The 12672-nt window shown below is 66.7% G+C and carries 10 protein-coding genes; all 10 read right to left on the reverse strand.

All coding sequences use genetic code 11. The features are described from left to right. Nucleotides 1–117 precede the first annotated feature (117 nt). Nucleotides 118–1959, reverse strand: coding sequence for a dihydrolipoyl dehydrogenase (lpdA, locus tag FIV34_RS17920; protein ID WP_139984880.1), 1842 nt, complete (start codon nt 1957–1959; stop codon nt 118–120). Nucleotides 1960–1974: 15 nt separating this feature from the next. Then, complete coding sequence (gene aceF / locus FIV34_RS17925) at nt 1975–3651, reverse strand: dihydrolipoyllysine-residue acetyltransferase (protein WP_139984881.1); 1677 nt, start codon at nt 3649–3651, stop codon at nt 1975–1977. 182 nt (nt 3652–3833) lie between these two features. Continuing rightward, complete coding sequence (locus tag FIV34_RS17930) at nt 3834–4676, reverse strand: mechanosensitive ion channel family protein (RefSeq protein WP_139984882.1); 843 nt, start codon at nt 4674–4676, stop codon at nt 3834–3836. 99 nt (nt 4677–4775) lie between these two features. Continuing rightward, nucleotides 4776–7097, reverse strand: coding sequence for a carboxy terminal-processing peptidase (locus FIV34_RS17935; protein ID WP_139984883.1), 2322 nt, complete (start codon nt 7095–7097; stop codon nt 4776–4778). Nucleotides 7098–7128: 31 nt separating this feature from the next. Further along, nucleotides 7129–8127, reverse strand: coding sequence for a lipoyl synthase (gene lipA / locus FIV34_RS17940; protein ID WP_139984884.1), 999 nt, complete (start codon nt 8125–8127; stop codon nt 7129–7131). 13 nt (nt 8128–8140) lie between these two features. Next, nucleotides 8141–8809: a lipoyl(octanoyl) transferase LipB gene (gene lipB, locus FIV34_RS17945; protein WP_139984885.1), complete on the reverse strand. Its 669-nt coding sequence runs from the start codon at nt 8807–8809 to the stop codon at nt 8141–8143. Between the two features lie 67 nt (nt 8810–8876). After that, nucleotides 8877–9167 carry a DUF493 family protein gene (locus FIV34_RS17950; protein ID WP_139984886.1) on the reverse strand — a complete coding sequence of 97 codons (291 nt, stop codon included), beginning with the start codon at nt 9165–9167 and terminating at the stop codon, nt 8877–8879. Nucleotides 9168–9179: 12 nt separating this feature from the next. Next, nucleotides 9180–10403 (reverse strand): D-alanyl-D-alanine carboxypeptidase family protein, encoded by a 1224-nt coding sequence (locus tag FIV34_RS17955; protein ID WP_139984887.1) that lies wholly within the window; start codon nt 10401–10403, stop codon nt 9180–9182. A gap of 42 nt (nt 10404–10445) precedes the next feature. Next, nucleotides 10446–11708: a septal ring lytic transglycosylase RlpA family protein gene (locus FIV34_RS21540; protein WP_425462898.1), complete on the reverse strand. Its 1263-nt coding sequence runs from the start codon at nt 11706–11708 to the stop codon at nt 10446–10448. Next, complete coding sequence (gene mltB / locus FIV34_RS17970; RefSeq protein WP_246058670.1) at nt 11705–12667, reverse strand: lytic murein transglycosylase B; 963 nt, start codon at nt 12665–12667, stop codon at nt 11705–11707. Before mltB ends, FIV34_RS21540 begins: the two co-directional genes overlap by 4 nt. Nucleotides 12668–12672: the final 5 nt, after the last annotated feature.

Raw genomic sequence — 12672 nt, forward strand, 5'->3', positions numbered from 1 at the left:
GGGCGACATCTTTCGCGATAAGGCCGCAGGGCCTGAGGCGTTACAGCGAAAGATGTCGCGCACAGGGTGCGCTCCTACGCATGCATTAGATACGCATGCGTTGAACGTGTTGCAGCGTTACTTCTTTTTTGGGATGTACAGGTCGGTGATCGTGCCCTCGTACACCTCAGCCGCCATGCCGACGGATTCGCCGAGCGTCGGATGCGGGTGCACGGTGCGGTCGATGTCGCCGGCTTCGCAGCCCATTTCGATGGCGAGTGCGAGTTCGCTGATGAGGTCGCCTGCGTGAACGCCGACGATGCCTGCGCCAACGATGCGGTGGGTCTCTTCATCGAAGATCAGCTTCGTGAAACCCTCGGTGCGGTCGATGCCGATGGCACGGCCGGAGGCCGCCCACGGGAACTTGCCCACGCCGACCTTCAGGCCCTTTTCCTTCGCTTCGCGCTCGGTGACGCCGACCCAGGCGATTTCCGGATCGGTGTAGGCCACCGACGGAATCACGCGTGCATCGAAGAAGCTCTTCTGGCCGGCAGCGACTTCCGCGGCCACCTTGGCTTCGTGCGTGGCCTTGTGCGCCAGCATCGGCTGGCCCACGAGGTCGCCGATGGCGAAGATGTGCGGCACGTTGGTGCGCATCTGGCGATCGACCGGGATGAAACCACGATCGGTCACTTCCACGCCGGCCTTGTCCGCACCGACCTTGCCCCCGTTCGGCGAGCGGCCGACGGAGACGAGGACGCGATCGAACAGCTTGGTCTCGGGGATGCTTTCGCCATCGAAGGTGACTTCGATGCCCTTCTTCGTGGCCTTCGCCTCGACGACCTTGGTCTTGAGGTGGATGCCCTTGTAACGCTTGGCGATGCGCTGCTGCAGCGGCTTGACCAGGTCGAGGTCGGCGCCCGGCATCAGCTGGTCGGCGAGTTCGACGACGGTCACTTCCGTGCCGAGGCCGGCATACACCGTGGCCATTTCCAGGCCGATGATGCCGCCGCCGACAACGAGCATCGTCTTCGGCACGTCACGCAGTTCCAGCGCGCCGGTGGAATCGATGACGCGCTCGTCGTCCCACGGGAACGAGGGCAGCTTCACCGACTGCGAACCGGCCGCGATGATCGCGTTTTCGAAACGGATGAGCTTCACGCCATCGGCGGTCTTCACTTCCATCTCGTTGGCCGAGATGAAGCTGCCGACGCCGGTGACGGTACGCACCTTGCGCGCCTTGGCCATCTGGGCCAGGCCGCCGGTGAGCTTGCCGACCACCTTCTCCTTGAACGCGCGCAGCTTGTCCAGGTCGATTTTCGGCTTGCCGAACGAGATGCCGTGCGCTTCGATGGCGGCGGCTTCGTCGATGACGGCGGCGGCATGCAGCAGCGCCTTCGACGGGATGCAGCCGACGTTGAGGCACACGCCGCCGAGCGTCTCGTAACGCTCGACCAGCACGGTGTCGAGGCCGACGTCCGCGCCGCGGAACGCCGCGGTGTAACCGCCCGGGCCGGAGCCGAGGACGACCAGCTGGCACTCGATGTCGGCCTTGCGGCCGGACGCGGCAGCGGCCTGCGGGGCCGTACCAGTCTTGCCGGGGGCGGCCGCCGGATGGGCCGGCGATTCGGACACGGTGGTGCCCTGCGCCGCGGGCGCCGGTGCCGCCTTCGCGGCAGCCGGAGCGGGAGCGGGAGCGGCGGCAGGCTTCGACTCCGCCGCCGGCGCCGATGCGCCAGCACCGGCCGCTTCGATGATCGCGATCAGCGTGCCGTCATTGACGACGTCGCCGACCTTCACCTTCAGCTCGACGATGGTGCCTGCCTGCGAGGCGGGCACGTCCATCGTGGCCTTGTCCGATTCCAGCGTGACGAGGCTCTGGTCCTTCTCGACCGAGTCGCCCACCTTCACCAGGATCTCGATGACCGGCACGTCGTGCGAGCCGCCGAGGTCCGGCACTTTCAGTTCAATGGTTGCCATGCGCGTGGCCTCCGGTCAGAGCAGCAGGCGACGGATGTCGCCGAGCTGCTGGGCGAGGTACACGGCGAAGCGCGCGGCCAGGGCACCGTCGATGACGCGATGGTCGTACGACAGCGACAGCGGCAGCATCAGGCGCGGCACGAATTCCTTGCCGTTCCACACGGGCTTCATCGCGGCCTTGGAGACGCCGAGGATCGCCACTTCCGGCGCGTTGACGATCGGCGTGAACGCCGTGCCGCCGATGCCGCCGAGCGAGGAGATGGAGAAGCAGCCACCGGACATGTCGGCGGCGGTGAGCTTCTTGTCGCGCGCCTTCTTCGAGATTTCGCCCAGTTCAGCGGCGAGCTCGAGCAGGCCCTTCTTGTCGGCGTCGCGGATGACCGGGACGACGAGGCCGTCCGGCGTGTCCACGGCGATACCGACGTTGAAGTACTTCTTCAGCGTCAGCGTTTCGCCAGCGGCATCGAGCGAGGCGTTGAAGGTCGGGAACTTCTTCAGCGCGGCGACCACGGCCTTGATCTGGAAGACCAGCGGGGTGACCTTCAGATCCTTGTTCTCTTCGCCGAGCTTCTTGCGGAAGGCTTCCAGCTCGGTGATGTCGGCGTCTTCGAACTGCGTGACGTGCGGGATCATCGCCCAGTTGCGGGCGAGGTTCGCGGCCGAGATCTTCGGGATGCGGCCGAGCGGCTTTTCTTCGATCTCGCCGAACTTCGAGAAATCGACCTTGGGCCACGGCAGCAGGCTGAGGCCATTGCCACCACCGGCAGCGGCGCCACCGGCAGAGGGCACGGCGCCCGAGGTCATCACGTTCTTGACGTAACCGGAGATGTCTTCGCGCTGGATGCGGCCACCGCGGCCGCTACCCTTCACCTGGGCCACGTCGACGCCCAGCTCGCGGGCAAACGCGCGGATGGCGGGGCTGGCGTAGGGGGCGTTGCCCGGCATGATCACCGAGGCGTCGAACGACACCGGCGGGGTGCGCGGCGCGCCACCGACGGGGACGTCGGCCTTGGTCGCGGCCGGCGCGGGGGCGGCGGCAGCCGGTGCGGGCGCCGGGGCGGCAGCCTGCGGGGCGGCGGCCGGGGCAGCTTCGCCACCCTCGCCTTCCATGATGGCGATGAGGTCGCCGTCGTTCACTTCGTCGCCGACCTTGACCTTCAGCTCCTTGATGACGCCCGCGGCCGGGGCCGGGATGTCCATCGTGGCCTTGTCGGATTCCAGGGTCATCAGGCTCTGGTCTTTTTCGACGGTGTCGCCGACCTTGACCATCACTTCGATGATCGGCACCGGCTTGCCGCCGATGTCCGGGACGTTGACGTTGAGCGGGCCGGAGGCCTTGGAGGCCGAGGGCGCCGGGGCGGCAGCGGCCGCAGGGGCCGGCGCAGCGGCGGCGGGCGCCGGGGCGGCCTTCTCTTCCTGCTTGGGCGCGTCGGCCTTGGCGGCCGGGGCGTCGCCGGCGGCTTCCACCAGGGCGATCACGTCGTTGTCGTTGACCTCGTCACCGACCTTGACCTTCAGTTCCTTGATCACGCCGGCAAACGGCGCGGGGACTTCCATGGTCGCCTTGTCCGACTCCAGGGTCAGCAGGCTCTGGTCTTTCTCGACGGTATCGCCGACTTTGACCAGGATTTCGATGATGGGAACCGGCTTGCCACCGATATCGGGCACGCGGGCTTCTTTGACGTCGGCCATGGAACCTCCTCAAAAAACAACGATGAAGGGCGGACGAACCCTCCAACGGGGGAATGTCGGGCGCCGTGCTGCGGCGCAACCGGTCGATTGTAATCCCTCGGGAGGAGATTCCCACGATTCAAACGGTTGTTTGGGGTGATTTCTGTTGTGCGGGGCGGTAATCGCCCGCCCCGCACGGTCTATCACGCGGCTTCGGGGGCCTGGGGCGGCAGCAGCCGGATGTCCGTCGTGGACGAGGGGATGGTGATCCCGGCCTCGCCGAACTGGTCCTTGATGCTCAGCAGCAACTGGGTCTGGGCGCCGTACATGTCGGACACGGTGCACCAGCCGCGGATGACGAGGGTGACGTTGGAGGCGCCGAGGCTGTCGGTCCAGACGCCGGGGGCCGGGTCCTTCATGATCCGCGGGTCCGCCTCGAGCAGGCCGCGGATGATCTCCATCGCCTTGCCGATGTTGTCCTCGTAGGCGATGCCCACCTTGATCTCGAACCGGCGCGTGCCGCGACGGTTGAAGTTGATGATGGCATCGCCGCCGACCTTCGAGTTCGGCACCACGGCTTCGCGGTTATCCGGCGTCACCACGTAGGTGTGCATCAGGTTGATGCTTTCCACCGTGCCTTCCACGCCGCCCACCAGCACGTAGTCGCCGATGCGATACGGGCGGAACAGGATGAGCAGCACACCCCACGCGAGGTTGGACAGCGAGCTGTTCAGGGCCAGGCCGATCGCCAGGCCGGCGGCGCCGAGTGCAGCGATGAACGAGGCCGTGGGAATGCCCGCCATGCCCATCACCTGCACGATGACGAAGGCGATCAGGAGGCCGTAGATGGCGTTGCGGAGGAAGCCCGCGAGGGTGTCGTCGACGCGGGCGCGTTCGAGGGCGCGCTTGCCGAGATTGGCTACGCGCGCGGCAATCCAGAAACCGATGCCGAGCGCCACCAGCGAAAGACCGATGCGGATGGACCAGGCGATGATGATCAGGCGCGTGGCGTGATCAATGCCGAGGTGATCGAGGAAGTCGAGCATGCGAGGCCTGCCTTTGCGAGCGAAGAATCGCGGCGCAGGCTATCAGCGGCCCTGTGAAGGGCCGAAAAAAAAGGCCCCGCGAGGGGCCTTTTCATCACGTTACCGCGGGCTATCCGGTGCAGGCTTGGTCGCCTGTGCCGTCTGCGGCGGCGTGTCGATCTTGCGGCCGCCGTACGGGAGCACGGTGGACGCGACCTTCGCATCGCCCTTGATGAGGGTGACTTCGTCGCTGACGATGTGCGCGGCTTCCTCCAGCGGGGTGTCCTTGGCCTTCTTGGCTTCGGCTTCCTGCTTCAGGTCGCTCTTGATGCTGCGCTCGTTCGCGTTGAGGCCGTCATCACCGTTGTCCTGGTCGCCGGCATCGGCGCTGCCGTCACCACCGAAGATCGCCTTGCGGCGGTTACGGAAGTCGGCCTGCGTCAGGTCGAACTGCTTGCGCTCGGCCTGGCGGGCGGCGAAGTTCAGCGAGATGTCGGTCTTGTCGCGCAGCTTCTGGTACTGCGCGAGTTCGTCGAGCATCAGCTTCCACGCCGGCGACGTCGCGACGCGCGCCTGGTGCTTCTGGTTGAGCGGACCGACGATGGGCTTCAGGTCGGCGACCGGCTTGTAGTCGGCCGGATCGATGTGACGCCACGGCAGCGCGTTGTCGTAAGTGGACTCGCCGAATTCCTTGGCGTCGCCGTTCTGCGGGAACTGCACGTCCGGGGTGACGCCGTGCAGCTGCGTGCTGTCGCCGTTGATGCGGATGAACTCCGCGATCGTCATCTTCAGCTCGCCGTATTTGGCGTCTTCACCGGTCTGCGCCTTGCCGAAACGGTCCAGGTCCACCAGGTTCTGCACGGTGCCCTTGCCGAAGGTCGGCTCGCCGATGATCAGGCCGCGGCCGTAATCCTGGATGGCGGCGGCGAAGATCTCCGACGCCGAGGCCGAGCCACGGTTGACCATGACGGCCATCGGGCCATCCCACGACATACCCGCCTGGTCGTCGCCCTGCGCTTCCACCTGGCCGCGCGCATCGCGCACCTGGACCACGGGGCCGGTGTCGATGAACAGGCCGGTGAGTTCGGTGGCTTCGTTGAGCGAGCCGCCGCCGTTGTTGCGCAGGTCCATGATCACGCCTTCCACCTTCTGCGCCTTCAGCTCGGTGAGCAGCTTGGAGACGTCGCGGGTGGCGCTCTTGAAGTTGGCATCGCCGTTACGGCGCGCGCCAAAGTCCTGGTAGAACGTGGGCAGTTCGATCACACCGATCTTGCGGGTGATGTCGCCGTCCTTCACGTCGATGACCTTCGACTTGGCGGCCTGCTCTTCCATGGTCACCTTCTTGCGGACAAGGGTGACGATGTCGTGCTTGCCGTCCACGCCGGCGTCGGCCGGGAGGACTTCGATGCGTACGGTGGTGTCTTTCTTGCCGCGGATGAGCTTGACCACGTCGTCCTGGCGCCAGCCCACGACATCGACCATCGGGCCGGTTTCGCCCTGGCCGATGGCGACGATGCGGTCGCCCGGCTTGACCTTGCCGGACTTGGCGGCCGGGCCGCCCGGGACCAGCTCGCGGATGGTGGTGTAGTCGTCGCGCGCCTGCAGCACCGCGCCGATACCTTCCAGCGACAGGCGCATGGCGATATCAAACGCATCCGCGGCGCGGGGGCCGAGGTAATCGGTGTGCGGGTCCGTGGAATTGGCGTAGGCCGTCATGAAAGCCTGGGTGGCGTCTTCGTCATCCAGCTGGCGCACGCGGCTGATGTACGTGGCGTAGCGCTTGTCCAGCGTCTTGCGGATGTCGTCGTCGCTCTTGCCGGCCAGCTTCAGGCGCAGCCAGTCGTTCATGGTGCGCTTGCGCCACACGTCGTCCAGTTCGGCCTGGTTCTTCGGCACGGCCGCCTTCTTGCGATCGAAGTTGAAGCTTTCGTTCGTGTTGAAGTCGAAGCCCTTCTTGAGCAGGCCACGCGCGTAGTTCATCCGGTCCACCGCGCGGGTGATGTACAGGTTGAACACGGTGAACGGGCCGGTCAGGTCCTGGTTCCAGATGGCGTCGTCGAACTGCGTCTTAAGCGGTTCGAACTTGGCCATGTCTTCCTGGGTGAAGAACACCTTCTCGCTGTCGAGGTCGTCGAAGTAGGCCTTGAAGATCTTGGCCGACATGGCGTCGTCGAGCGGCTGGGCCTGGTAATGGAAACGGGTCAGGAAGCGCGCGGAAAGCTGCGCCGCCTGGGTTTCCGCCGAGGTGGGCTTCAGCGGCAGCGTCGATTCCTTGCGCTGCGGCTCGGGCGAGGTGGCGGCTTCGGAGGCGTCCTTGGGCTGCGGGGCCGATCCCTTCACCGGCGGTGTCGCGCCAGGCTGCTGGGGGGCGGCATTCTGGGCGTGCACACCCGCGGCGGAAAGGGCCAGCAGGAGGGCGAGCGACACGGGGCGAAGGGTCATGTAATGAAAGCCTCGGTAGTGCTTGGATCGTTTATTCGACGACGCCGGCGGCGTGGGCCATCAGGTCGGCATGGTAGGAGGATCGCACCAACGGGCCAGAAGCGACATGGGAGAAACCCATTTCTTCACCGGCGACGCGCAGCGCCTCGAATTCGTCCGGCGTCCAGTAACGAACCACCGGGTGGTGATGCGCCGTGGGCTGCAGGTACTGGCCGATGGTGATCATGTCGACGTCATGGGCGCGTAGATCGCGCATGGTTTCGAGCACCTGTTCGTAGGTTTCGCCCAGGCCCAGCATGATGCCGGACTTGGTCGGCACGTCCGGGTGCTGCGCCTTGAAGCGCTTGAGCAGGTCGAGCGACCACTGGTAATCGGCACCCGGGCGCACTTCACGGTAGAGGTGCGGCACGGTTTCGAGGTTGTGGTTGAAGACGTCCGGCGGGAAATCCTTGAGGACCTCCAGCGCGCGCTCCATGCGGCCCTTGCCGCGGAAATCCGGGGTGAGGATCTCGATGCGGATGTTCGGGCTGGCGTGGCGCACGGCGCGGATGCACGAGGCGAAGTGCTCGGCACCGCCGTCGCGCAGGTCGTCGCGGTCCACCGAGGTGATCACCACGTACTTCAGGCGCATGTCGCGGATGGTCTCGGCCAGGCGGGCCGGTTCCAGCGGATCCGGCGCCAGCGGGCGGCCGTGGGCCACGTCGCAGAACGAGCAGCGACGGGTGCATACCTCGCCCAGGATCATGAACGTGGCGGTGCCCTTGGAGAAGCACTCGTGGATGTTCGGGCAGGAGGCTTCCTCGCAGACCGTGACCAGCGAGTTCTCGCGCAGGCGCGATTTCAGCTGCTGCACGGCGTTGCCCTGGGGCAGGCGCACGCGGATCCAGCTGGGCTTGCGCAGCACGGGCACGTCGGTGTCGAAAGCCGCGCGGTTAAGCGCGATCTTGTCGTTGCCGAGCATCTTCTCGCCGGGCTTGTCGACGACGGCGATGGGGATGCTGCGGGAGGGGAAAGGGGCGGTTTGGCTCATAACGGCTACGACCTCAGACCGCAACGCGGGCGGGGAGTTCGGGGATGATGGGGGCGGATTCGACGGCGTGGAAGCCAAACTGCTTACAGAATTCCTGTACCAGGACGTCTTCCACGTCTGACAACCGCGACGGACCGCCCAAGTCTACCATCTGGGTGACCTCCAAGCCCTTGTAGCCGCAGGGGTTGATGCGGTGGAAGGGTTCGAGGTCCATGTTGATGTTGAAGGCCAGCCCGTGGAAGCTGCAGCCGCGGCGCACGCGCAGGCCCAGGGCGGCCACCTTGGCGTCCGCCGTATAGACCCCGGGGGCGCCCTCGCGGCGCGCCGCGCCGATGTTCCAGTCGCCCAGGGTGTCGATGATCGCCTGCTCGATCTTGCAGACCAGCTCGCGCACGCCCACGCCCACGCGGCGCAGGTTGATCATGGGGTAGGCCACGATCTGGCCCGGGCCGTGGTAGGTGACCTGGCCGCCGCGATCCACGCGGACCACCGGGATATCCCCGGCGAACAGCACGTGCTCCTCCAGCCCGGCCTGCCCCAGCGTGAACACCGGGTCGTGCTCCAGCAGCCACAGCTCGTCGACGGTGTCGTCGGTGCGGTTGTCGGTGAAGGCGCTCATGGCCTGCCAGGAGGTTTCGTAGGGCACGCGCCCCAGCCGGCGTACGTTGAGGGGGAGGGTCATTGGCGCAGGGGGGATTGAGGGGAATGGGGCCTAAATGCGGCTTCAGGCCCCACGATACAAGAACCCCTCAGAGAGTGAAGCGGATGTTCTCGTCCGCGCGCAGGGCCTCGTGGGCCTCCATGTACTTCTCACGGGTCGGTGCGACGAAGCTGATGGTCACCGACTCGTAGTTGCCGGCCGGGGTCAGCTTGGAGGTCACCGTCTCGTGGAGCACCTCCAGGCCGATGCCGTGGAGGATCTCCGGCACGCGGGCTGTGAGGCCGGCGTTGGCATTGCCAATCGCCGTCACCTCGAACTGGGCCGGGAACTGGAAGCCCTTGCCTTCGGCCTGGGCCTGGCTGAAGTCGATTTCTTTCATCGCTCGCCCTCCTTACTTCTTGCCGCTGTCGTCGCTATGGAACCACAGCATGATGGTGTCCCACAGGCGCGAGAAGAAGCCGCCTTCCGGGGCATCGTTGAGCGCCACCAGGGGGATGGTCTGCACCGGCTGGCCATCGAGGGTGACGCGCAGCGTGCCGACCTGCTGGCCCTTCTTGAACGGGGCGATCAGCGTGCCGGGCACGTCGAGGTTGGCCTTGAGCTTGTCGTAGTCGCCGCGCTTGACCGAGACCAGCACGTTTTCAGCGACGCCCAGCGGCAGCGTGTTTTCCGCGCCCTTCCACAGCTTCGGCGTGGCCAGCGGCTTGTTGGCGTCGTACAGCTTGTGGCTTTCGTAGAAGCGGAAGCCGTAGTTCATCAGCGCCAGCGCGGAATCCGCACGGCCCTTTTCGCTGCCGGCGCCCATCACGATGGCGATCATGCGGGCGTCGCCCTGCTTGGCCGAGGCGGCGAGGCAGTAGCCGGCGGCCGCGGTGTGGCCGGTCTTGATGCCGTCGACGGTGTTATCGCGCCACAGCAGCAGGTTGCGGTTGTGCTGCTTGATGCCGTTCCACTCGAACTCCTTCACGGCCGAGATCGCGTAATCCTCGGGGAAGTCGTGGATCAGCGCGCGCGACAGGATGGCGATGTCGTGGGCGGTGGTGAAGTGATTGGCCACCGGGTAACCCGAGGCGTTCTCGAAGTTCGAATGCACCATGCCGATCTGCTTGGCATAGGCGTTCATCAGGTTGGCGAACGCGGGCTCGGAGCCGGCGGTGTGCTCGGCCAGCGCGATGGCGGCATCGTTACCGGACTGGATGATCATGCCGTACAGCAGGTCCTTCAGCGGCACCTGGCTGTTGAGCTTGAGGAAGCTGGTGGAACCGTCGGTGCTCGCACCGCCGCCACGCCATGCGTTCTCGCTGATGGTGACCGGGTCGGTCATGTGGATCTTGCCGTTGGCCACTTCCGCGGAGACGACGTAGTCCGTCATCACCTTGGTGATGGAGGCCGGCTCCACCTGCATGTCCATGTCTTTCTGGGCAATGATCTGCCCGGTGTTGTAGTCCATCAGCACCCAGCTCTTGCCTTCCACATCCGGCGGCGGCGGCACGGGGGCCTCGGGCACGACGGGGCGCGGTACCGCGGGGCGCGGCGGCGTCTGCTGCGCCACGGTGACGCCAGCGACGAGCGCGGCGGCGGCGAAAGCGAACAGGGAACGGGGCAAGAGCTTCATCGTTTCAGCGGTCCAGTCAAAAACAAGCAGGAAAAAAGGGGCTCAGTCTACCGCGACCGAGGGCCTGGGCAGGCCCATGCCGGCAATCTGGTCGGTCACGCGGTCGGCGGTGTCCACATCGGCGAGGGGGCCCACCCGCACCCGGCGCACGCTGCGCCCGGCGATGCTGGTCTCCACCACACTGACCGGCCCAAGGCCGGCCCGGTTCAACTGGTCGGCCACGCGCTGGGCGTTGGCGGTGTCGGAAAAGGCGCCGACCTGGAGGTAAATCGTGGGTTTGCCGGCCACGCCGGAGGGGCTGGCGGCGTTGCCGACGGGCGCGGGAATCGCCGCGGACGGGCCACGTGCCGCGACCGGGCCGGATGGGGAGGCCACGGGACGTGCGCCCTGCCCTGCCATCGGCGGCAGCGCCTCGCTCGCCGAGGCATCCGTCATGCCCTGCACAGGGCCGGCATCCTCGGGATTACCGACCGCAACGGGCGTCGACGTGGTCGTGTTCGGTGCCGGACGCGGCGTGGAGGCCAGGACGGCACCCGCCACGACGGCCGACGGCGTCGGCGCGGTGCGTGCCGCGGGCGGCGCCGGGCTGCGCGCCGGACGGGCGGGCGGCGGCGGGGCCGTCACCGGCGAGGGTTTGGGTGCGGTGGAGGCGAGCGGCGGCGTGGCGGTGTAGACGGCGTCCGGGTCGCTCGGGTCGATCGCACGCACTTCGACCAGGCCGGTGCCGCTGGGCCACACGCCGATTTTCACGGCCGCGGCGAACGACAGGTCGATGATGCGGTTTTCGTGGAACGGGCCGCGATCGTTCACGCGCACGACCACGCTCTTGCCGTTCTCAAGGTTGGTGACACGCGCGTAGCTCGGCAGCGGCAGCGTCTTGTGCGCCGCGCTGAACTGGTACATGTCGTACTCCTCGAGGTTCGAGGTTTTGTAGCCGTGGAACTTGTTGCCGTAGAACGACGCGATGCCGCGCTCGACGTAACCGCGCGGGTTGGACATCACGTTGTAGGTCTGGCCGAGCACGGAATACGGCGACTTGTTGCCGTACAGCGAACGCGGCTCCACCTTCGGCACCGGCTCGGGAATCTTGCTGACGTCGGGGATGTCCGTGGGCACGCTGTCGCTGTTGGAGCGGTAGCGCGATGACTGCGATTTGCTGATGTCGTCGTGCCCGCCGCGGCTCGGCGAGCCACCCCGCGCGACCGGCCGGGTGTTATGCCCGCCGCCGCACGCGGCCAGCAACATCACCGTGAGAACGAGCGCCGTCCGCATCATGTTCACCGCCCCCACGGTGGCCGTTTTCATCGCGCGTTCGGTCCCTTCACGCGGGCACGGATCTCCTGCGCCAGCTGGTCGACCGCCAGCGCGTACATCGGGCTGCGGTTGTAGGTGGTGATCACGTAGAAATTCTGGAAGGTGAACCAGTATTCGTCACCCGACGGGCCGTCCAGGCGCAACAGCTGCGCGTCGCGGCCCGGATCCAGGTGCTGCAACGGCGCGAAGCCCGTGGCGACGAAGGATTCCACCGGCGCCACCGGGCGCCAGTCCTTCGGTACCGCCGGCGCTTTGGCCTTGCGATCCGGCTGGGCGCGCGCGGCGATCGGGCCGCCGGTCTGCCAGCCGTGTTCCTTGAAGTAGTTGGCGACGCTGGCGAAGATGTCGCCCATCGAGCCCTTCATGTCGATGCGGCCGTCGCCGTCGTAATCGACACCCCAGTCGCGGATGGACGAGGGCATGAACTGGCCCCAGCCCTGCGCGCCCGCGTACGAACCGGTGAGCGTGTCCAGCGGGCCACCCAGGTGGTTCGAGGGCAACTCAAGCAGGGTCTTCAGCTGCTCGCGGAAGAACGGCGCGCGCTTGGGGTAGTAGAAGGCCAGCGTGGTGAGCGCATCGAGCACCTTGTACTTGCCGGTATTGCGGCCGTAGAAGGTTTCCACGCCGACGATGGCGACGATGTATTCCGCGGGCACGCCGTACTTGCGGCTGATGCCGTCGAGCAGCGCCCGGTGCGTGCGGTAGAAATCGGCACCGGCGGCGATGCGATCCTCGGTGAGGAAGATCGGCCGGTACGCGCTCCACGGCTTGCCTTCGGCCGGCCGGTTCATCGCATCGATGATGCCCTGCTGCATTTTCGCGCCGTCGAGCAGCTTGTTCAGCGCCCAGGGGCTCTTGCCGGTGTCTTTCGCGACCTCGCGGACGAGCTCGGCCTGGCCCGGATGGGTCTCGGCCGCGCGCGCCGGGGCGGCGAAAAACAGGGGGAGCAAAAGCG

This window comes from Luteibacter pinisoli (genome assembly GCF_006385595.1).
GTDB lineage: Bacteria > Pseudomonadota > Gammaproteobacteria > Xanthomonadales > Rhodanobacteraceae > Luteibacter > Luteibacter pinisoli.